This is a genomic window from Streptomyces sp. NPDC002206 (genome assembly GCF_053593595.1).
The window spans coordinates 15,787-36,703 of record NZ_JBSFCW010000006.1 but is presented as its reverse complement, the minus strand read 5'-3'; the positions used below and the strand labels follow the sequence as shown (position 1 = coordinate 36,703).

The following is a 20,917-nucleotide window of genomic DNA, read 5'->3' as shown; positions in this document are numbered from 1 at the left end:
CCTGCCCGTTCGCCGTACTGGTCAGTAGGGTTCTGCTCCGTGACCAGTCGACACCTTTCTTCGTCTCTCTCCGCCCCCAGCCGCCGCACGCTCGTGAAGGCCGCTGCCGCCACCGCCGTCGTGGGTCCCGTGCTCGGCGCCGCCACCAGCGCACGCGCCGCCGACGGACCCGCCTTCCTGCACGGCGTCGCCTCCGGCGACCCGCTGCCCGACGGCATCCTCCTGTGGACCCGCGTCACCCCCACCCCCGACGCCGTGCCCGGCTCCGGCCGCGGCGCCGACACGGCGGTGCGGTGGGAGGTCGCCGAGGACAAGGAGTTCGCCCGGATCGTCGCGCAGGGCTCCACCGTCGCGAGGACCGCATCCGACCACACCGTCAAGGCCGACGTCCGGGGCCTGGCCCCGGCAACCACGTACTGGTTCCGCTTCTCGGCGGGCGACGGCGGGGCGGTACGGTCCCCGGCCGGCCGCACCCGTACGGCTCCGGCATCCGGTGCGGCCACCCCGGGGGTGCGCTTCGGCGTGGTGTCGTGCGCCAACTGGGAGTCCGGCTACTTCTCCCCGTACCGTCATCTCGCCGCCCGCGCCGATCTCGACGCGGTCCTCCATCTCGGCGACTACATATACGAGTACGCGTCGGGCAGTTACCCGGACGCGAAGTACGTCGTACGGCCGCACGAGCCGAGGACCGAGATCCTCACCCTCGCCGACTACCGGACCCGGCACGGCCACTACAAGACGGACACCGATCTGCAGACCCTGCACGCCACGCATCCGGTGATCGCGATCTGGGACGACCACGAGTTCGCCAACGACGCCTGGTCGGGCGGGGCCGAGAACCACACGCCGGGCACGGAGGGCGCCTGGGCCGACCGGGCGGCCGGCGCCAAGCAGGCGTACTTCGAGTGGATGCCGGTCCGCGCATCCACCGAGGGCACCGTCTACCGGCGGCTGCGCTTCGGCAACCTGGCCGATCTCCACCTCCTCGATCTGCGCACCTTCCGCTCCCAGCAGTCGACGGTCGGCAATGGTTCGGTCGACGACCCGGACCGCACGATCACCGGCCGGGCGCAACTGGACTGGCTGAAGTCGGGCCTGGCCGGTTCGGACGCCACCTGGAAGCTGGTCGGCACGTCCGTGATGATCTCGCCGGTCGCCTTCGGTTCCGTACCCGCCCATCTGCTGGAGCCGCTGGCAGGGTTGCTGGGTCTGCCCAAGGAGGGGCTCGCGGTCAATGTCGATCAGTGGGACGGCTACACGGACGACCGCAAGGAACTGATCACGCATCTGCGGGACCGGTCGATCACCAACACGGTCTTCCTGACCGGCGACATCCACATGGCGTGGGCCAACGACGTACCGGTGAAGGCCGCGACGTACCCGCTCTCGGCGTCGGCCGCCACGGAGTTCGTGGTGACGTCGGTGACCTCGGACAACCTCGACGACATCCTGCATGTCGCACCGCAGACGGTCTCCGTGCTCGCCGCGGCGGCGGTCAGGGCCGCCAACCGCCATGTGAAGTGGGTGGACATGGACTCGCACGGCTACGGCGTCCTCGATGTGACGGCCGAGCGCTCGCAGATGGACTACTACGTGGTCTCCGACAAGACGAAGCAGGACGCGACCGCGGCCTGGACGCGTTCGTACCGGACGCTCAGCGGCACCCAGAAGATCGAGCGGGTGGACCGCCCGGTGCACTGAACGTCCATTTCCAGCCACGCCGGACCATGTTGACGGCACATTACATCGCTACGGCGGGTGGCGTGTTCCCCTGCCCCAATGGGGACACACCACCCGCCGGGGTAACGCGCGACGTTACGTCCGCATCTCAAACTCTGGAACGCACAGAAATATTTCTTCCCGTTACTCCGGTTTGCCCCACGATCGATTGGGCCTGATCGATTCTCCTCAACATGTGACATGCGCACGTAATCTCCCGGCGGCGGGTGAGGAAATTCCTCCCCCCACACATCCGCGAGGAGTCTCTGTGCGCACTCTTGCCCGTATATCGCCGCGTATACGTAACCGTGCGATCGGCACCGCCATCCTGGCCGGAACTCTGGCCCTGGCACCGCTCTCCGCGCCCACCGGCTCAGCCGCCGCCAAGGTGTCCTCCGCCTCAGCCTCAGCCGAGAAGTGCGCCGGCACCGATGCGACCGCGCGCCAAGCCCGCCCCTCGGGCACCAAGCACGCCGCGGAGCCCAACGAACTCACCGCGACCCAGGCCAAGGCCATGGACACGCAGTTGAAGGAGAGACTCGCGGACCGCCGGGTCAGCGGAACCACGCTGGCCGCCGGAGCGACCATCCCGGTCTACTTCCACGTCATCCACTCCGGCACCACCGGCAAGCTCACCGCCGGCGACATCAGCAGCCAGATGAACGTGCTGAACGCGGCCTACAGCGGCCAGGGCACCGGCAACACCGACACCGGCTTCCAGTTCTCGCTGGCCGGCACCGATTACACGGACAACGCCGCCTGGTACAACCTCTCCTCGGGCTCGTCCGCCGAGAGGGCGATGAAGACGGCGCTGCGCAAGGGCGGCAAGAACGCGCTCAACGTCTACACCGCCAACCTCGGTGGCGGGCTGCTCGGCTGGGCCACCTTCCCCAGCTCTTACAACTCCAGCCCGAGCATGGACGGCGTGGTGATCCTCGACGCCTCACTGCCGGGCGGCTCAGCCACCAACTACGACGAGGGCGACACCGCCACCCACGAGGTCGGCCACTGGATGGGGCTTTACCACACCTTCCAGGGCGGCTGTAACGGCAACGGCGACTTCGTCTCCGACACGCCCGCGGAGAAGAGCGCCGCGTTCGCGTGCCCGACCGGACGCGACACCTGCACCAACAAGACCGGGGTCGACCCGATCCACAACTTCATGGACTACACGTACGACTCCTGCATGTACCAGTTCACCGCGGGCCAGGTGCAGCGGATGAGCGACAGCTGGACCGCGTACCGCGCCTGATCCACGGTCGAGGCCGCCGGGGCCCCGCACACCGTCACGGTGGCGGGGCCCCGGGTCCGTCTACAGGGTGGCGAGGAAGCCGAGCGCGACCTTCCAGGTCAGCTCGGCCGCAGCCGCGTCGTAGTCCGGCAGATCCGGGTCCGTGAAGAGGTGGCCGGCCCCGGGGTAGCGGTAGACCTCGACATCGGCGCCGGTCCGCTGCATCTGCAGATACCAGGAGTTCAGCCAGTCGTGCGTCTCGAACGGGTCCGGGTCGGCGACATGCAGCTGTACGGGCAGCTCGTCGACCGACGCGTTCTCGGCGATGTCCGACGTGCCGTGGAGCAGCAGCAGTCCGCGCGCCTTCTCGTCACCGAGCGCCAGGGTCTGGGCGGTTGACGCGCCGAAGGAGAAGCCCGCGTAGACCAGGCCGCGCTCGGAGTAGGGCGCGGCGGCCAGCACGGCGCGCCGGAGCAGTTCGTCCTTGCCCACCTCGTCCTTGAAGGCCATGCCTTCCTCGACGGTCTCGAACGTGCGCCCGTCGAAGAGGTCGGGCACGTACACCTCGTGCCCGGCTGCGCGAAGCCGGGCGGCGGCCGCGTGCACCGCGGGGCGCAGGCCGTACGTCGAGTGGAAAAGCATGATGTTCATGGGAGCAATGGTGCCAGTTGCGGCCGACAGTACGGCGAACGACAACACCGCGGCCGCCGGCCCGCGGCACGACGGAAGGCCCTGTCGTCAGCGCAGGCTCCGAACATCCAGCTGACGCAGCACCCGGTCGACCACCTCCGGATCCGTCCCCGTCTCGCTGCGCGCCGACAGCACCGCATGGCGGGCCGCGGACATCATCTCGCGCTGGATCCGGCTGACCGCGCGCAGCCGCTCGGCACGCTGCGCATACGCCTCACGCCGGTCCTCGTCGACCATCTCGGGGCTGATCCGCACCCCCACGTCGTACGCCAGTCGCAGCAGCCGCTCCACCACCTCCTGCGGGAACTCCTCGACCTCCTGGATCTCCCTGAGCCGCTGCCGCGCGGCCTTCGCGGCGCGGATCGCGAGGTCCCGTTCCAGTGCCGCCGCCGCGTCCGTGTCCGCGCGGACGCGGAGCTTCCGTACCAGCCACGGCAGGGTGAGCCCCTGGAAGACCAGGGTCGCCATGATCACTGCGAAGGCGATGAAGACGATCTCGTCGCGGCCGGGGAAGGGTCTCCCGTCGTCCGTCTTCAGCGGGATCGCGAGGGCCAGCGCGACCGTGGCCACGCCGCGCATCCCGGCCCACCACATGACGACGGTCTCGCGCCAGCCGGCGGGGAGCTCCTCGCTGTAGTCGCGGTGGCTGTGCAGCCGCTTCGCCAGCCAGGTGGCGGGCAGCAGCCAGAGCAGCCGTACGCCGACGACGACCGCGACGATCACCAGACCCCAGCCGGTCATCTGCCAGGCGCGGCCGTCCGACACGCCGAAGACATTGCGCAGTTCGAGGCCGATCAGACCGAACGCGACCCCGGTGACAAGGGTGTCGACGATCTCCCAGAAGGTGTGGCCGGTGAGCCGGCCCAGCACGTCGTCCGCGTCGGCGGTGTGTTCGGCGAGGAAGAGCGCGGTGGTGAGCACGGCGAGCACGCCCGACCCCTGCAGCTCCTCCGCGAGGACGTAACTCACGAACGGCACCAGCAGGGTCAGCCCCACCTGGAGCGTCGCATCGCCGAGCAGGCCCATGAGTTTGGTGGTCAGCCAGCCGAGCGCGAGACCCACCGCCACCGCGACCACCGCGGACAGGACCAGCAATCCGAAGGCGTGCGGCAGCGAGAAGGTGCCGCTGACCACTGCGGCGATCGCCACGTGGTAGAGCACGATCGCGGTCACGTCGTTGAACAGCCCCTCGCCCTCCAGGACGGAGACGAGCCTACGCGGCAGCCCGAGCGATCCCGCGACGGCGGTCGCGGCGACCGGGTCGGGCGGGGCGACGAGCGCGCCGAGCGCCACAGCGGCGGCGATGGGCAGCCCGGGGACGATCGCGTTGGCCACGGCGGCGACGGCGGCGGTCGTCACGAAGACCAGGGCCACGGCCAGCAGAAAGATCGGGCGCCTGTTGGCGGCGAACTGCCGCCAGGAGGTGCGCTGCACAGAGGCGTAGAGCAGCGGCGGCAGCAAGGCGGGAAGAATGATCTCCGGCGGGATGTCCACATTCGGCACGAAACCGATGAACGCCATGGCCACCCCGGCGAGCGTCATCAGCACCGGCGCCGGCAGCCCGAGACGCTCCCCCAGCGGCACCGTGACCACGGCTCCGAGCAACAGCAGCAGGAGCAGTGCCATCTGGTCCACGATGTGCCTTCCGTGGTGGACGCGGACCGCGCTGGGATCTGCCGGGCCGACGCGGGCGTGTGCCGGGGTGCCGTGCCGATCCGGTCCGTACGACCGGGGCGGTGCCTGCTGTCAGAGAGTGCGGCGCATCGCCCGGTGGGCGATCCCGGCATCCGCGAACTCGGGGCCGTACGCCACATACCCGAGCCGCTCGTAGAAGCCGAGCGCGTGGGTCTGGGCGTGCAGGTCCACGGCGACGAGACCGAGCCCGCGGGCCGCGTCCTCGATGGCTCCGACGAGCGCCACGCCGATCCCGAGACCGCGCGCCCGCTTGGCCACCGCGAGCCGGCCGAGCGAGCCGACGGTGAGGTCGCCACCTGTCTTGGCGGCCACCCCCGCACCGTGCAGCAGCCGTCCCGTACCGAGCACCGAACCGTCCGCCGCGACGGCGATGACATGCACCGCGTCCGCGTCGTAGGCGTCGTACTCGATCTCCTCGGGCACGTTCTGCTCGCCGACGAAGACCTCCTTGCGGACCTGGAAGCAGGCCGCGAGGTCGCTCTCGCCGACGGCTATGCGGGTGGTGCAGGGGGCCGGGGTGCCGGTGGTCATTCGCTCTCCGCCGCGATCTTGTCCAGGGCGTTCTGCAGGTCGTCCGGGTAGCTGCTGGCGAACTCCACCCAGCTGCCGTCCGCCGGGTGCTCGAAGCCGAGCCGGACCGCGTGCAGCCACTGCCTCGTCAGCCCGAGACGCTTGGCCATCGTCGGGTCGGCGCCGTAGGTCAGGTCACCGACGCAGGGGTGGCGGTGGGCGGCCATGTGCACGCGGATCTGGTGAGTGCGGCCGGTCTCCAGCTTGATGTCGAGAAGGCTGGCCGCCCGGTACGCCTCGATGAGGTCGTAATGCGTCACGGAGGGCTTGCCTTCGGCCGTGACCGCCCACTTGTAGTCGAGGTTGGGGTGACGCCCGATGGGGGCGTCGATCGTGCCGCTCATCGGGTCCGGGTGGCCCTGGACCAGCGCGTGGTACTTCTTCTCGACGATCCGGTCGCGGAACTGGCCCTTCAGCAGCGTGTAGGCCCGCTCGGACTTGGCGACGACCATCAGGCCGGAGGTACCGACGTCGAGACGGTGCACGATGCCCTGGCGCTCGGCGGCGCCGGACGTCGAGATCCGGTAGCCGGCCGCGGCGAGACCGCCGATCACGGTGGTGCCGGTCCAGCCCGGGCTCGGGTGGGCGGCCACCCCGACGGGCTTCATGATCACGACTATGTCGTCGTCGTCGTGCACGATCTCCATGCCCTCGACGGGCTCGGCAACGATTTGCACCGGAGCGGGCGCCTGCGGCATCTCCACTTCCAGCCAGGCGCCGCCCTGCACGCGCTCGGACTTCCCGACCACGGCGCCGTCCACCTGTACCTTCCCGGCAGCGGCCAGCTCGGCGGCCTTGGTGCGGGAGAAGCCGAACATCCGGGAAATGGCGGCGTCGACACGCTCGCCTTCCAGACCGTCGGGCACGGGCAGGGTGCGGACCTCGGGATACGTACTCACCTGTCGAGTATGCCTTGCCCCCGCTAGTCCTTGTGCACGGTGCCGTCGGGGTCCAGGCCCTTGAAGGAAAGGATCACGATCAGGATGCCGCCGCAGACGATGGCGGAGTCCGCCAGGTTGAAGACGGCGAAATGCGCGGGGGCGATGAAGTCCACCACCGCGCCCTTGAAGACGCCGGGCGAGCGGAAGATCCGGTCGGTGAGGTTACCGAGCGCTCCACCGAGCAGCAGACCGAGGGCAATGGCCCACGGCAGGCTGTAGAGCTTGCGGGCGAGCCTGGCGATGACCACGATCACAGTCGCCGCGATGACGGTGAAGATCACCGTGAATGCCTCGCCGATGCCGAACGCGGCGCCCGCGTTCCGGATCGCGTCGAACCGCAGCCAGTCGCCGAGGACCTCGACGGGCTCGTGGTGCTCCAGCTTCGCGACCACGATCATCTTGCTGATCAGGTCGAGCAGATAGGCGAAGACGGCCACGGCGAAGAGCACCATGATCTTCCGCTTGCCCTTGCCCCGGACCTCGCCCTGGACCTTGTCCCCGGCGCCCTCGGTCCCCTCAGCTCCAGGGATGTCCGGCGTACCGATGATGCGCTCCGCCTCTGCCACGTGAGTCCCTCAACCTAGGTTCCTGACCGAAGACGAGAGTACGACACGCCTCCCGTGGATCAGCCGCGGCGCTCCTGCTTCTGTTTGTCCTCGACGCAGAGAGTGGCCCGGGGGAACGCCTGCATGCGCGCCTTGCCGATCGGGTTGCCGCAGATCTCGCACAGTCCGTACGTCCCCGCGTCGAGCCGGGCCAGCGCCCGCTCGGTCTGCTCCAGCATCTCCGTGGCATTGGCGGCGAGCGCCATTTCGTGCTCACGGGTGATGTTCTTCGTGCCGGTGTCCGCCTCGTCGTCACCGGCTCCGTTGCCGGAGTCCCTCATCAACCCGGCGAGCGCGACCCCGGAGGCCTCCAGCTCACTGCGCAGCCGCATGATCTCGCTGGTCAGCTCGGCCCGCGCCTCCGAGACCTCGTCCGGCGTCCAGGGGTCCTCGCCCGGCCGTACGGCCAGCTCCCCGGGTGCTGTCGCGGCGGCCCGGGCGGGCGGTACGGGCGCCGCGCCCTTGCCGGCCGTGCGGGTCCGGGCTGCGCTCTTCTTGGCTACCACCGTGTGGGCTCCCGTCTCCTCGGCGGCCTCGGCCGCCCCCGTGTCCGCCGCAGCGGCCTTCTTCGAAGCCTTCTTGACCGTGTTCTTCTTCGCAGTGGCCTTCTTGGCCGGAGCCTTCTTCGCCACGGCCTTCTTCGCTGCCGCCTTCTTGGTCGCCGTGCTCTTCGCCGCGGCCTTCCTCGGACCCGGATCCGCGGTCTGCGAGCCCGCCTCCTCGGTCGTCGCCTCGGCCGCCGCGCCCGTGGATCTCGCTGACGCCGACTTCTGTTCGGCGGTCTTCTTCGTCACCATGGCCGCGGCCCCTTCACATATTGTGATCTTGCACGCGAATCGTGCTGGGACGATAAATCGACCCCAGCCCGGCGGCAACGGGGCACGCCGCCGAATCGCCCCTCCTCGTGCCGGATCACCGCGCGCCTGAAACCGTTGTGCCCAGCTCCCCGCCCGGTAATCCGTCTCCCGGCCCCCGCCAGGACTCCGTACGACCCGTCGCGCCATTCGGGTCACGGTCGCGCCCCCTGGATAAACCGGTCGGCCGTCGCCCGTACGGGCCCGTACACTGGCCCCAGCGAGAGGCATGGATGGGACGAGTAGCGTCGTAGGCAGCCAGGAGCGACCCGGGGACGGTGAGAGCCCGGGGGCGAGCGCGTCGTGAAAATCACCCGGAGCCGTCGGAAGAACGCCGCAAGGCAAGTAGAACCGGCATCGCGACCCCAATGAGCGGGCCACGGGCACACACCCGGGGCCAAGGAGGGTGGTACCGCGGGAGCCGGCACGGTTCTCGTCCCTCCGACGGAAGTGGAAAACGTCCGCCGGAGGAATCTCGCCCATGACATCGCCGCAGTACCGCCAGGTACCCGCCCAGGTCGACCTTCCCGCGCTGGAGCACGCCGTGCTCGACTTCTGGCGCGAGAGCAAGGTCTTCGCCAAGAGCCTCGAACAGTCCGAGGGCCGCCCCGAGTGGGTCTTCTACGAGGGCCCGCCGACCGCCAACGGCATGCCCGGCGCCCACCACATCGAGGCCCGCGTCTTCAAGGACGTCTTCCCGCGCTTCCGCACCATGCAGGGCTACCACGTGGGCCGCAAGGCCGGCTGGGACTGCCACGGGCTGCCGGTCGAGCTCGCGGTCGAGAAGGAGCTGGGCTTCAACGGCAAGAAGGACATCGAGGCGTACGGCATCGCCGAGTTCAACGCCAGGTGCCGCGAGTCCGTGACCCGCCACACCGACGCGTTCAGCGAGCTCACGACCCGAATGGGCTACTGGGTCGACCTGGACGACGCGTACCGCACGATGGACCCGTCGTACGTCGACTCCGTCTGGTGGTCCCTGAAGGAGATCTTCAACAAGGACCTGCTGGTCCAGGACCACCGCGTCGCCCCGTGGTGCCCGCGCTGCGGCACCGGCCTCTCGGACCACGAGCTGGCGCAGGGTTACGAGACGGTCGTCGACCCCTCGGTCTTCGTACGCTTCCCGCTCACCTCCGGCCCGTTGGCCGGCGAGGCCGCGCTGCTGGTCTGGACGACCACCCCGTGGACGCTGGTCTCCAACACCGCGGTCGCCGCGCACCCCGACGTCACATATGTCGTCGCGACCAACGGCGAGGAGAAGCTCGTCGTCGCCCGGCCCCTCCTGGAGAAGGCACTCGGCGAGGGCTGGGAGCTCACCGGCCAGTCGTTCACCGGCCGCGAGATGGAGCGCTGGACGTACGAGCGCCCGTTCGCCCTCGTGGACTTCCCGGCCCCGGCGCACTACGTCGTCAACGCCGAGTACGTGACGACCGAGGACGGTACGGGTCTGGTCCACCAGTCCCCCGCGTTCGGTGAGGACGACCTCAAGGTCTGCCGCGCCTACGGTCTGCCGGTCGTGAACCCGGTCCGCCCCGACGGCACCTTCGAGGAGAACCTGCCGCTGGTCGGCGGCACCTTCTTCAAGAAGGCCGACGAGGCGCTCACCGAGGACCTGGCCGCCCACGGCAAACTCTTCCGCCACGTCCCGTACGAGCACAGCTACCCGCACTGCTGGCGCTGCCACACCGCGCTGCTCTACTACGCGCAGCCGTCCTGGTACATCCGTACGACCGCCATCAAGGACCGGCTCCTCGAAGAGAACGAGAAGACCAATTGGTTCCCGGACTCGGTCAAGAGCGGCCGCTTCGGTGACTGGCTGAACAACAACGTCGACTGGGCGCTGTCCCGCAACCGCTACTGGGGCACCCCGCTGCCCATCTGGCGCTGCGAGGACAACCACCTCACCTGCGTCGGCTCCCGTGCCGAGCTCACCGACCTCACCGGCGCCGACCAGTCGGACCTGGACCCGCACCGCCCGTTCATCGACGCGATCACGTTCACCTGCACGCACGAGAACTGCCAGCTGGAGGCGTACCGCGTCCCTGAGGTCATCGACGCCTGGTACGACTCGGGTTCGATGCCGTTCGCGCAGTGGGGCTACCCGTACAAGAACAAGGAGCTCTTCGAGAGCCGCTACCCGGCGCAGTTCATCTCCGAGGCCATCGACCAGACCCGCGGCTGGTTCTACACGCTGATGGCCGTCGGCACGCTGGTCTTCGACAAGTCGTCGTACGAGAACGTGGTCTGCCTGGGCCACATCCTCGCCGAGGACGGCCGGAAGATGTCCAAGCACCTGGGCAACATCCTCCAGCCGATCCCGCTGATGGACCAGCACGGCGCGGACGCGGTCCGCTGGTTCATGGCGGCAGGCGGCTCCCCCTGGGCGGCGCGGCGCGTGGGCCACGGCACGATCCAGGAGGTCGTGCGCAAGACCCTCCTCACGTACTGGAACACGGTCGCCTTCCAGGCCCTGTACGCCCGTACGTCGAACTGGGCGCCGTCCGCGGCCGACCCGGCCCCGGCGGACCGCACGGTCCTGGACCGCTGGCTGCTCAGCGAGCTGAACGCACTGGTGGACCAGGTCACGCAGGCACTGGAGGGCTACGACACCCAGCGCGCCGGCAAGCTCCTCTCCGCGTTCGTGGACGACCTGTCCAACTGGTACGTACGCCGCTCCCGCCGCCGCTTCTGGCAGGGCGACAAGGCGGCGCTGCGCACCCTGCACGAGGTCGTCGAGACGGTCACCCGGCTGATGGCCCCGCTGACCCCGTTCCTCACCGAGCGGGTCTGGCAGGACCTGGTCGTCCCGGTCACCGTGGACGCCCCCGAGTCGGTCCACCTCTCCAGCTGGCCGAAGGCGGACCTCACGGCCATCGACCCGGCCCTCTCCACCCAGATGGCGCTGGTACGCCGCCTGGTCGAGCTCGGTCGGGCCACGCGCGCGGAGTCGGGCGTCAAGACCCGCCAGCCGCTCTCCCGGGCGCTGGTCGCGGCGTCGGGCTTCGACACGCTCTCCCCCGACCTGCACGCCCAGATCACGGAGGAGCTGAACGTCTCCTCGCTGGCCTCCCTCTCGGAGGTCGGCGGCTCGCTGGTCGACACGACGGCGAAGGCGAACTTCCGGGCGCTGGGCAAGCGGTTCGGCAAGGGCGTCCAGGCGGTCGCGAAGGCCGTGGCGAACGCCGACGCGGCGGCACTCTCGCTGGCCCTGCGCGAGGGCACGGCGTCGGTCGAGGTGGACGGCGAGCACGTCACCCTCTCCCCCGACGAGGTGATCATCACCGAGACGCCGCGCGAGGGCTGGTCGGTGGCGTCCGACTCGGGCGCGACGGTCGCTCTGGACCTGGAGATCACCCCGGAGCTGCGGCGCGCGGGACTGGCCCGTGACGCGATCCGGCTGATCCAGGAGGCCCGAAAGAACAGCGGCCTGGACGTCGCGGACCGCATCGCCGTCCGCTGGACGTCCACGTCGCCGGCGACGGTGGAGGCCCTGACCGAGCATGCGCCGCTGATCGCGGACGAGGTGCTGGCGCTGGACTACGCGGAGGGCGAGGCCGACGAGGCGTACGGCGCCCCGTTCGAGGACGAGGGCCTGTCCCTCACGTTCCGTCTCCGCAAGACGGAGCAGTAACCCGCACCGGAGCGAGGGCCCGGCCGGAAACATTCCGGCCGGGCCTTTTGCTGCTCCACAATCGCCGCAGGGGCTGGCCTTCCAGCCTCTTCTGCGACTGCGGCGCGAAGTACGGGGCGGAGCCCCGGACCGGGAAGGGGCGGGTAAATGGGGCGGGGAGGGGACAAGGACCGCCGCAGGCGCACCCGCACTCTCACCCGCTGCACACGGCAAAAGGGCCGGGCCCCGGGGAAAACCCCGGGGCCCGGCCCTCAGCCTGCCGACGGCTACGCGCTCAGCGCGCGCGAGCCGCTCAGTTGTCGTCCTCGTCGATAAGGAACCCACGCATCGGCGACGGCGCCTGCTGCATCGGCTGCGGCGCCTGCGGCCGCACCGGTGCCATCGGCTGCGTCATGGCCGGCGACATCTGCTGCTGGCCACCGTACGACGGTCCGGCGCCCATGGACGGGTTGCCGCCCATCTGCGGGCCACCGTGACCACCGTGGTTGCCACCCATGGTGTGTCCCATGGCACCCGCACCGGCCGGAGCCAGCGACGGCGGCAGCGAAGCGGCAGCGGGGGTCCGCGGCGGGGCCAGCGAGTCGTCGGCCTGGGTCTCCAGCTGACGCAGCTGGCTCTCCAGGTAGGACTTCAGCCTGGTCCGGTACTCGCGCTCGAAGCCGCGCAGGTCCTCGACCTTGCGCTCCAGCGTCGCGCGGGCCGACTCCAGCGAGCCCATCGCCACGCGGTGCTTCTCCTGCGCGTCCCGCTCCAGTGCGTCCGCCTTGGCACGCGCGTCGCGCTCCAGGCCCTCGGCACGGCTCCGCGCCTCGCCGACGATCTTGTTGGCCTCGGAACGGGCCTCCCCGATCGCCTGGTCGGCGGTCTGCTGTGCGAGCGAGAGGACACGGGCGGCGCTGTCGCCACCGGGGCTCTGACCGGGCTGCTGCATCTGCGGCGGCTGCATCTGCTGCATCTGCTGCATCTGCTGCATCTGCTGCGGCGCGTGACCCATGGGACCGCCCATGGGTCCGCCCTGCATCGGGCCGGGGCCGTGCTGACCCTGAGGGCCGGGGCCGTGCTGACCCTGAGGGCCGGGGCCGTGCTGACCCGGACCGTGACCGCTGGGACCGGCGGGCAGCTGCGGAGCACCACCGGGCAGTTGGGGGGGACCCATCTGCGGGGGCTGCTGCTGGACCGGCGGACCCGATATGGCGGCGGGCACGGGTCCCCCGGGCCGGTCCTGCGGCTCCGGCTTCCGCATGCCCTGCTGCTGGTTCTGCGCGGCGGCACGCGTGGCGGCGGCCAGCTTGGCGCGCAGGTCCTCGTTCTCACGGAGCAGGCGGGTCAGCTCGGACTCGACCTCGTCCAGGAAGGCATCGACCTCGTCCTCGTCATAGCCTTCTCGGAGACGGACGGTCGTGAACTGCTTGTTCCGCACGTCCTCGGGGGTCAGCGGCATCTCTTCTTCACCTCTACGTAGTCGTCGGCAGTCGGCAAGACCGTATCGTTCACAGCCTGGTCACTATCGCGATCAGGATGTAGACGATGATCATCAGAACGAAGAAGGACAGGTCGAGTGCCACGCCCCCGAGACGCAGCGGCGGAATGAACCGCCGCAGAAGCTTGAGCGGTGGATCGGTGACAGTGTAGGTGGCCTCAAGAAGCACCACCATCGGCTTGCCGGGCTGCCATGAACGTGCGAACTGGAAGACGTAGTCCATGACCAGCCGGAAGATCAGCACGATGAGGAAACACATCAGCGCGATATAGACAACCTGTAGTGCGACGCCCATTTCGCGCTTCCCTCTCCCCTGGCTCTCGTAGCTCCGGCCTCTCGGCCGGGGTCGTTCCCGGTGTCGTGTTCTCAGCTCTGGTTGAAGAATCCGCCCTCAGCGATGCGGGCCTTGTCCTCCGCCGTGACATCGACGTTAGCAGGCGACAACAGGAACACCTTCTGCGTCACCCGTTCAATGCTGCCATGGAGACCGAAGACGAGTCCTGCGGCAAAGTCGACAAGTCGCTTCGCGTCCGTATCGTCCATCTCCGTGAGATTCATGATCACCGGAGTGCCCTCACGGAAGTGTTCCCCGATGGTACGGGCCTCGTTATAGGTCCGGGGGTGCAGCGTGGTGATCCGGTAGGGCTCCCGCTCGGACACAACCTTGGGCATGATCACCGGTGCGTTCTTCTCCATGTTGGGGCGTTCAGATGTGATGGATGCCACGGGCGCGATTCGGGCGGGTCGCACGCTCTCCGCCGAGATCTGGACGGGCTCCCGCTGCGCGGGCGGCTGCACCACTCGTACCGGTTCGTCCCGCTCGCGATCCCGCTCCACCTGATGCGTGGGCTGGTGCCGCCGCCGGTCACGCTCCGGCTCCGGCTCGGGTTCGAATTCGTCGTCGGGGTCGAACCCCGGACCGTCGTACCCATCGTCCTCCACGAGGCCGAGGTAGACCGCCATCTTGCGCATCGCGCCGGCCATGCTCTGAGTCCTCCGCTCTGTGGTGGATCGGAACCTGTCACCAAGTGCCCGCGATCCACTCAGGCCTGCCCGCCAAAGGCGGGAATGACCATATTTTCTGCTGTGGTCCGACTTGCTTGGCGACGTTACCCGAGCCCGGGTCGGACTCCGAGTACCGCAGTACCGACGCGCACATGTGTCGCTCCGGCCGCAACTGCTTCCTCGAGGTCCGCGCTCATCCCCGCAGAGACCATGTTCGCAGCCGGATGGTTCCCGCGCAGGCGGGATGAGAATTCCATCAGCCGGTCGAATGCCGCGCGTTGCCGCCCGGCGTACGGTCCGGCAAGTGGGGCCACGGTCATCAGACCATCGAGCCGGAGCCCCGGAGCGACGGCCACCGCATCGGCCAACTCCTCGATCCCGTCCGGCGCGACGCCGCCCCGGTCACCGCGCTCGCCGCTCTCCGCGTCGAGGGCGACCTGGATGAGACACCCGAGTTCGCGCCCGCCGCGCACAGCGGCGACCGAGAGGGCCGTGACCAACTTGGTCCGGTCGACCGACTGCACGACATCGGCATAACTCGCCACAGAACGAACCTTGTTCGTCTGCAGTTGTCCGACAAAGTGCCATGTGAGCGACAGATCCGCACAAGCGGCCGCCTTGGGTGCCGCGTCCTGGTCACGATTCTCCGCGACATGACGCACACCGAGTTCATGCAGGATCCGCACATCGCTCGCGGGATAGGTCTTCGTGACCACGATGAGGGTCACTTCTTCCCTTTTGCGACCGGCGGCGACACAAGCGGAAGCAATACGTTGCTCCACCTGTGCCAGATTTTCGGCGAGTTGAGTTCTACGGTCCGTCATGCCCTATCAGTCCAACCAGACATATCCGGCGAGCCGCCCGGTGGTGCGGTCGCGGCGGTACGAGAAGTGGTCGCCCGATTCCAGGGTGCAGGCGGGCGACTTGTACCGGTCCCGTACCCCGAGGACTTCGAGTTGGGCATGGACCCCGGCAGTGACATCCACGGCCGGCGTCCCCCAGCTGGTCTCGGACCACGATCCGGGAACCGCCTCGGCGACCTCGGACCGCATCGCCGCCGGGACTTCGTAACACCGTCCGCAGACGGCCGGGCCGGTGTGCGCGGTGATCCGGGAAGGCTCCGCGCCGAGCGCCACCATGGCCTCGACAACAGCGGGGACGACTCCGGCGACCAGACCGGGGCGGCCGGCGTGTGCCGCCGCCGCGATCCCGGCGACCGGGTCGGCGAGGAGTACGGGGGTGCAGTCGGCGGTGAGCACGGCGAGCGGGAGTCCGCGTCGCGCGGTCACCACCGCGTCCACCGCGGGAATCTCGGAACCGTCCGCCCAGGGCCCGTCGACCACCGCCACGTCCCGCCCGTGCACCTGGTTCATCCAGACGACCTGCGCCGGGTCGAGACCGAGACTTCGGGCGGCGCGCTCGCGATTGGCGAGAACGGCGGCGGAGTCGTCCCCGACCGCGCCGCCGAGGTTGAGCTCCCCGTACGGAGCGGCGCTCACCCCACCCCACCTGTCGGTGAAGGCGAAGTGAGCGCCACCCCCCGAGGACTCGGAGGACACTGCGGTCACTGCGTGGTGCCGGCCTATCACTTCAAGAAGTCCGGAACATCCAGCTCTTCGGCCTGGGTGTCCTGGTAGGAGGGACGGGCCGGCGGGACGTGCGGCTGGGAGACCGGCGACATCGACTCCTTCGCCACCGGTACGGACTCGGCCGGGGTCTCCTCGCGGACAGGCACCGAACCGAGCCCGCCGGACTGGCGCACCGGCTCGGCGGACCGGACCGGCGGAGCCTGCTCCTCGCGCTTGCCGGCGCCCGCACCGAGGACGTTCTCGCGACGGGCCGGCGGCTGTCCGCCGTCGAAGCCCGCAGCGATCACGGTGACCCGCACCTCGTCGCCCAGCGCGTCGTCGATGACCGCACCGAAGATGATGTTCGCTTCCGGGTGGGCCGCCTCACTCACCAGCTGGGCGGCCTCGTTGATCTCGAAGAGACCGAGGTCGCTGCCGCCGGAGATGGAGAGCAGGACACCACGGGCGCCGTCGATGGACGCCTCCAGGAGCGGCGAGGAGATCGCCATCTCGGCCGCGGCCACCGCGCGGTCGTCGCCGCGGGCCGAGCCGATGCCCATGAGCGCCGATCCGGCCTCGGACATGACCGACTTGACGTCGGCGAAGTCGAGGTTGATCAGACCCGGGGTGGTGATGAGGTCGGTGATGCCCTGGACACCCGAGAGCAGTACCTGGTCGGCCGACTTGAACGCGTCGAGCACGCTGACCTGGCGGTCCGAGATGGACAGCAGTCGGTCGTTGGGGATGACGATGAGGGTGTCGACCTCTTCGCGGAGCTCGGCGATGCCGTCCTCCGCCTGGTTCGCGCGGCGCCGGCCCTCGAAGGTGAACGGGCGGGTGACCACACCGATCGTGAGGGCGCCGAGCGAGCGAGCGATGTTGGCGACGACGGGTGCGCCGCCGGTGCCGGTGCCGCCGCCTTCTCCGGCGGTGACGAAGACCATGTCGGCCCCCTTGAGGACCTCCTCGATCTCCTCACGGTGGTCCTCTGCCGCCTTACGACCGACGGCCGGGTTGGCCCCGGCGCCGAGGCCGCGGGTGAGTTCACGGCCGACGTCGAGCTTGACGTCGGCGTCGCTCATCAACAGGGCTTGCGCATCAGTGTTGATCGCGATGAACTCGACGCCCTTGAGACCGACCTCGATCATTCGGTTGATGGCATTGACACCACCGCCGCCGACACCGATGACCTTGATGACTGCGAGGTAGTTCTGCGGTGCTGCCACGTCGAAGGCCTCTCGCCTCGAGTTACGTGTCGTCGCTTCGCGGATCTCCCGCGGCGACGACTGATGCCGATTGGGACGGTCCGAACGCCGACCCAAACCCTAACGTTGAAGTTTAGGGTTACCAGTGTGTCTGCTTCTTGGACTCTTCCGAACAGGACACTAAGTCGACAAGTGGCGCACGTTCAACGAACACGCCGAACCTCCCGTTTTTCTTTTCACCCTATGTGATCACCCGTAGCGCTGACCAACCAGGGTGCTGGCCAGGCCAAATGCTCGTCAACCGCCCGACATCGCAGGAGCGGTGGGTGCACTCACGTCGAAGTGTCCCGCTTTGGGACCCGCTTTCATGAGAGCGGTGAGGACTCTTGCCTTCACCGGCCCCTCTTCGCCGCTGCCCCAGACCACCGTGCGGTCACCGGTCAGCTCCAGAGAGATCGAATCGTACGAGGTGACCCGCACGACCCGGGTGTCCTTGGCGACTGCATCGGGGAGTTCGCCCGCGACCCGGACCGCTTCCCGCACCAGTCGGCCGCTGCCGAAGCGGCGCAGACTCGCTGACCGATCGGGGGTCAGCTCCAGCAGCGGTACGCGCTTCGGCGCCCTGTCCACCGTGGCGAAACGGACACCTTTCACGTCCACTTCAATGAACTTTGTGTCCTTTTTCATCAACAGGACCGGTTTGCGTTCGGTCACTTTAAGTCCGATGTCGTGCGGCCATGACCGTACGACATCCACCGAGTCGATACGAGGCAACTTCTGGCGCAACCGGTCCGCGATGGCGTCCGTGTCCACGGAAACCATCGGGGCCCCGATCGGCACCGCAGCGGCGGCCTCGACCTCGGCCGGGGTCAGGACGTCGACACCGGTGGTCGTGACCTGTTCGGTCCGGAGCCAGGACGAGCCGAAGAGCGCCCAGACGGCGCCCGAAGCGAGCAGCAGGACGCCGACGATGATCACGATCAGCAGTCTGCGGCTGGGCAGTCTGCGCCTGGTGGGGCGCGGCGGGCGGGCCGGGTCGTCCTGCTGCTGCCCTGCACCGCGCCGGGCGGTCGTCGGTCCGGCCACGCTCGCTCCTTATGCCGGGTCCGGGGGCATCCGCCCCCGGACCCGCCCGCCTCACGCGTTACGGCGTGCGGCAATCGCCTCGTACACCATGCCGACGAGCAGGTCGTCGGCATCCCTGCGGCCGAACTCGGCGGCGGCGCGGGACATTTCGTACAACCGGTGCGGATCCGCGAGCACCGGAAGGACATTGCTCTGCACCCACTCGGGGGTGAGCGCCGCGTCGTCCACCAGCAGACCGCCGCCGGCGTTGACCACCGGCTGGGCATTGAGCCGCTGTTCGCCGTTGCCGATCGGCAGCGGGACGTAGGCGGCGGGAAGCCCGACGGCGGAGAGTTCGGCGACGGTCATCGCGCCCGCGCGGCAGAGCATCATGTCGGCCGCGGCGTACGCGAGATCCATCCGGTCCACGTACGGTACCGGGACGTACGGCGGCATCCCGGGCATGTTGTCGATGCGCGGCAATTCGTTCTTCGGTCCGACCACGTGCAGGATCTGGATCCCGGAGCGCTGCAGCAGCGGGGCGACCCGCTGGATCACCTCGTTGAGGTGGCGGGCGCCCTGCGAACCGCCGGAGACCAGCAGCGTCGGCAGGTTGGGGTCGAGACCGAACGCGTCGCGCGCCTCCGGGCGGACCCGGGCCCGGTCCAGGGTGGCGATGGTGCGGCGCAGCGGAATGCCGATGTAGCGGGCACCGCGCAGCTTGCTGTCCGGGGTGGATACGGCGACCCCGTGCGCGTACCGGGAACCGATCTTGTTGGCCAGGCCCGGCCGGGCGTTTGCCTCATGGACGACGATCGGCACCCCGGCCCGCTTGGCAGCCAGGTAGCCGGGCAGGGCGACATAGCCGCCGAAGCCGACCACGCAGTCCGCCTTGGTGCGCTCCAGGATCTGCTCGGCGGCCTTGATGGTGCCGCGCAGCCGCCCCGGGACAGTGATCAGTTCGGGGGTGGGCTTGCGCGGCAGCGGCACGGCCGGGATCAGAGCCAGTTCGTACCCCCGCTCGGGTACGAGCCTGGTCTCGAGTCCGCGCTCCGTGCCCAGGGCAGTGATTCCCACGCTCGGGTCCTGCCTGCGCAGGGCATCCGCGAGGGCAAGCGCGGGCTCGATGTGGCCGGCGGTCCCCCCACCGGCGAGTACGACATGCACCGAAATTCACCGCTCTCCGGACGGACGCTTCTTGACGCGCCGTCTCATCGTCTTCCATCTCACCCCGGGCCTCCGCATGGCCAGGGCCGCCTTCGCGGCCGGTTCCTCTCGCGCGAACGCGATCAGCAGCCCGACAGCGAACATGGTCGGCAGCAGGGCCGACCCTCCGTAGGAGAACAGCGGGAGAGGGACCCCGGCGATCGGCAGCAGGCCGAGCACCGCACCGATATTGATCACGGCCTGGACCGTGATCCAGGTGGTCACACCTCCCGCGGCGTACCTCACGAAGGGGTCCTCCGTGCGTCCGGCCACGCGGATACCCGCATAGCCTAGAGCCGCGAAGAGGGCGAGCACCGACAGCGTCCCCGCCAACCCCAGTTCCTCCCCGGTGACGGCGAAGATGAAGTCGGTGTGAGGTTCGGGCAGTTGGCCCCATTTTTCCACACTCGCACCCAGCCCGGATCCGAACCATCCGCCGGACGCCAGAGCATAGATGCCGTGCACGGCCTGCCAGCACGAGCCGTCGGGGCCGGGTTCGCTGACCCCCATGCAGCTGAGGCGTGACATGCGGTTCGGGCTGGTCTTGATCAGCAGGAAGGCAAGGACTCCCGCGACGGCGAGCACCCCGGCGAAGAGCCGGGTGGGCGCCCCGGCCAGCCAGAGCAGGCCGAAGAGGATCGCGGTGAGAATGATCGCAGTTCCCATGTCGCCGCCGAGCATGATCAGCCCGAGGAGCATGAAGGCGACCGGGACGAGCGGCACCAGCATGTGCTTCCACTGTGTCAGCAGCCGCTTGTCCTGTTTGCGGGCGAGCAGATCGGCGCTCCAGAGGATCAGGGCCAGCTTGCCGAACTCACTGGGCTGGAGCTGGAAGGGGCCGCCCAGATAGAGCCAGTTCTGGTTGCCGTTGACCGACATCCCTATCCCCGGTACCTGGACCAGCACCATCAGGAAGACCGTACCCATGAGCAGCGGGTAGGCGAGCGCCCGGTGGAGCTTGACGGGCATCCGGGAGGCGATCACCAGCAGCGCGGAGCCGATGACGGCGGCGAGGAACTGTTTACGGAAGAAATACGTGCCGGGCTTGTCCAGCTCCAGCGCCTTGATCATAGAGGCGGAGTAGACCATCACCAGGCCGAGCACGGTGATCAGCAGGCCGGCGCCGAGGATCAGGTAGTACGCGGTCAGCGGGCGGTCCCAGGCCCGGCGTGCCTGCTCGTACATCCGCCGCACACCGCTGCTGCGGGGGGTGCGCGGGCCGGAGCCGTCGTGGCCCCTGGAGCGCGGCACCGAGGGCCGCCGCCCGGCACCCGCCGCCAGCCTGCCGCGCAGAGCGAGGCCGGCAGGCGCCGGGGGCCCCACCAGGCGGGCGGAGGCCAGGAGGGGTGGGGCGAGCGCCCGGCTGCTCGCCGCGGTCGCCTGTGGGCGGCCTGTGCCGCGCGCGGCGGAGCTCTCGTCGGCCCGCATTGTCGCTGTCCCCTCCACTGCTCG

The 20,917-nt window shown here is 69.3% G+C and carries 18 protein-coding genes; 3 read left to right on the top strand and 15 right to left on the bottom strand.

The features are described from left to right. Window positions 1-39 precede the first annotated feature (39 nt). Together ACWCP8_RS14100 and ACWCP8_RS14095 are read left to right on the top strand one after the other, a co-directional pair. Complete coding sequence (locus ACWCP8_RS14100; RefSeq protein WP_451116116.1) at window positions 40-1,701, top strand: alkaline phosphatase D family protein; 1,662 nt, start codon at window positions 40-42, stop codon at window positions 1,699-1,701. A gap of 286 nt (window positions 1,702-1,987) precedes the next feature. After that, window positions 1,988-2,971 (top strand): zinc metalloprotease, encoded by a 984-nt coding sequence (locus ACWCP8_RS14095; protein ID WP_352264326.1) that lies wholly within the window; start codon window positions 1,988-1,990, stop codon window positions 2,969-2,971. Between the two features lie 60 nt (window positions 2,972-3,031). On the opposite strand, the gene ACWCP8_RS14090 is transcribed toward ACWCP8_RS14095, so the two are convergent. The 6 genes from ACWCP8_RS14090 to ACWCP8_RS14065 all read right to left on the bottom strand — a co-directional run bounded on the left by ACWCP8_RS14090 (window position 3,032) and on the right by ACWCP8_RS14065 (window position 8,248). Further along, a complete protein-coding gene (locus ACWCP8_RS14090) occupies window positions 3,032-3,601 on the bottom strand; it encodes a dienelactone hydrolase family protein (protein ID WP_313936851.1) in 570 nt (189 codons plus the stop codon). Window positions 3,602-3,688: 87 nt separating this feature from the next. Beyond that, the gene (locus tag ACWCP8_RS14085) at window positions 3,689-5,275 is read right to left on the bottom strand and encodes a Na+/H+ antiporter (protein WP_451116114.1); all 1,587 of its coding nucleotides are present in this window, start codon (window positions 5,273-5,275) and stop codon (window positions 3,689-3,691) included. A 111-nt stretch (window positions 5,276-5,386) separates the two neighbouring features. Then, window positions 5,387-5,866, bottom strand: coding sequence for a GNAT family N-acetyltransferase (locus tag ACWCP8_RS14080; RefSeq protein ID WP_352264324.1), 480 nt, complete (start codon window positions 5,864-5,866; stop codon window positions 5,387-5,389). Further along, the gene (locus ACWCP8_RS14075) at window positions 5,863-6,804 is read right to left on the bottom strand and encodes an RluA family pseudouridine synthase (RefSeq protein WP_352264322.1); all 942 of its coding nucleotides are present in this window, start codon (window positions 6,802-6,804) and stop codon (window positions 5,863-5,865) included. The genes ACWCP8_RS14080 and ACWCP8_RS14075 overlap by 4 nt, the downstream gene beginning before the upstream one ends. A 23-nt stretch (window positions 6,805-6,827) precedes the next feature. After that, the gene (gene lspA, locus ACWCP8_RS14070) at window positions 6,828-7,412 is read right to left on the bottom strand and encodes a signal peptidase II (protein WP_352264321.1); all 585 of its coding nucleotides are present in this window, start codon (window positions 7,410-7,412) and stop codon (window positions 6,828-6,830) included. Window positions 7,413-7,471: 59 nt separating this feature from the next. Further along, window positions 7,472-8,248 carry a TraR/DksA family transcriptional regulator gene (locus ACWCP8_RS14065; protein WP_451116111.1) on the bottom strand — a complete coding sequence of 259 codons (777 nt, stop codon included), beginning with the start codon at window positions 8,246-8,248 and terminating at the stop codon, window positions 7,472-7,474. Between the two features lie 538 nt (window positions 8,249-8,786). Here ACWCP8_RS14065 and ileS point away from each other — a divergent pair. Next, a complete protein-coding gene (ileS, locus tag ACWCP8_RS14060; protein WP_451116109.1) occupies window positions 8,787-11,936 on the top strand; it encodes an isoleucine--tRNA ligase in 3,150 nt (1,049 codons plus the stop codon). Window positions 11,937-12,228: 292 nt separating this feature from the next. Here ileS and ACWCP8_RS14055 read toward each other — a convergent pair whose 3' ends face one another. From ACWCP8_RS14055 to ftsW, 9 genes are all read right to left on the bottom strand, one after another. Continuing rightward, window positions 12,229-13,377: a DivIVA domain-containing protein gene (locus ACWCP8_RS14055; protein WP_451116107.1), complete on the bottom strand. Its 1,149-nt coding sequence runs from the start codon at window positions 13,375-13,377 to the stop codon at window positions 12,229-12,231. A gap of 49 nt (window positions 13,378-13,426) precedes the next feature. Beyond that, window positions 13,427-13,711 carry a YggT family protein gene (locus ACWCP8_RS14050; RefSeq protein ID WP_030919359.1) on the bottom strand — a complete coding sequence of 95 codons (285 nt, stop codon included), beginning with the start codon at window positions 13,709-13,711 and terminating at the stop codon, window positions 13,427-13,429. A 71-nt stretch (window positions 13,712-13,782) separates the two neighbouring features. Continuing rightward, complete coding sequence (locus ACWCP8_RS14045; protein WP_352264313.1) at window positions 13,783-14,400, bottom strand: cell division protein SepF; 618 nt, start codon at window positions 14,398-14,400, stop codon at window positions 13,783-13,785. 125 nt (window positions 14,401-14,525) lie between these two features. Next, window positions 14,526-15,245, bottom strand: a complete 720-nt coding sequence (locus ACWCP8_RS14040) for a YggS family pyridoxal phosphate-dependent enzyme (RefSeq protein ID WP_352264311.1) — start codon at window positions 15,243-15,245, stop codon at window positions 14,526-14,528. 6 nt (window positions 15,246-15,251) lie between these two features. Beyond that, complete coding sequence (gene pgeF / locus ACWCP8_RS14035; protein WP_451116104.1) at window positions 15,252-16,010, bottom strand: peptidoglycan editing factor PgeF; 759 nt, start codon at window positions 16,008-16,010, stop codon at window positions 15,252-15,254. Beyond that, the gene (ftsZ, locus tag ACWCP8_RS14030; RefSeq protein ID WP_352264307.1) at window positions 16,007-17,215 is read right to left on the bottom strand and encodes a cell division protein FtsZ; all 1,209 of its coding nucleotides are present in this window, start codon (window positions 17,213-17,215) and stop codon (window positions 16,007-16,009) included. The genes pgeF and ftsZ overlap by 4 nt, the downstream gene beginning before the upstream one ends. A 276-nt stretch (window positions 17,216-17,491) precedes the next feature. Beyond that, window positions 17,492-18,280, bottom strand: coding sequence for a cell division protein FtsQ/DivIB (locus tag ACWCP8_RS14025; RefSeq protein WP_352264305.1), 789 nt, complete (start codon window positions 18,278-18,280; stop codon window positions 17,492-17,494). 51 nt (window positions 18,281-18,331) lie between these two features. After that, window positions 18,332-19,426 carry an undecaprenyldiphospho-muramoylpentapeptide beta-N-acetylglucosaminyltransferase gene (gene murG / locus ACWCP8_RS14020; RefSeq protein WP_267005622.1) on the bottom strand — a complete coding sequence of 365 codons (1,095 nt, stop codon included), beginning with the start codon at window positions 19,424-19,426 and terminating at the stop codon, window positions 18,332-18,334. 6 nt (window positions 19,427-19,432) lie between these two features. Continuing rightward, a complete protein-coding gene (gene ftsW / locus ACWCP8_RS14015; protein ID WP_352264303.1) occupies window positions 19,433-20,893 on the bottom strand; it encodes a putative lipid II flippase FtsW in 1,461 nt (486 codons plus the stop codon). Window positions 20,894-20,917: the final 24 nt, after the last annotated feature.

What these genes read in the sequence shown, in the direction of transcription:
- ftsW (WP_352264303.1), bottom strand. Translation starts at nt 20,893, where the DNA reads ATGCGGGCCGACGAGAGCTCCGCCGCGCGCGGCACAGGCCGCCCACAG.
- ileS (WP_451116109.1), top strand. Translation starts at nt 8,787, where the DNA reads ATGACATCGCCGCAGTACCGCCAGGTACCCGCCCAGGTCGACCTTCCC.
- ACWCP8_RS14045 (WP_352264313.1), bottom strand. Translation starts at nt 14,400, where the DNA reads ATGGCCGGCGCGATGCGCAAGATGGCGGTCTACCTCGGCCTCGTGGAG.
- ACWCP8_RS14080 (WP_352264324.1), bottom strand. Translation starts at nt 5,866, where the DNA reads ATGACCACCGGCACCCCGGCCCCCTGCACCACCCGCATAGCCGTCGGC.
- ACWCP8_RS14065 (WP_451116111.1), bottom strand. Translation starts at nt 8,248, where the DNA reads ATGGTGACGAAGAAGACCGCCGAACAGAAGTCGGCGTCAGCGAGATCC.
- ACWCP8_RS14050 (WP_030919359.1), bottom strand. Translation starts at nt 13,711, where the DNA reads ATGGGCGTCGCACTACAGGTTGTCTATATCGCGCTGATGTGTTTCCTC.
- ACWCP8_RS14055 (WP_451116107.1), bottom strand. Translation starts at nt 13,377, where the DNA reads ATGCCGCTGACCCCCGAGGACGTGCGGAACAAGCAGTTCACGACCGTC.
- ACWCP8_RS14040 (WP_352264311.1), bottom strand. Translation starts at nt 15,245, where the DNA reads ATGACGGACCGTAGAACTCAACTCGCCGAAAATCTGGCACAGGTGGAG.
- ACWCP8_RS14090 (WP_313936851.1), bottom strand. Translation starts at nt 3,601, where the DNA reads ATGAACATCATGCTTTTCCACTCGACGTACGGCCTGCGCCCCGCGGTG.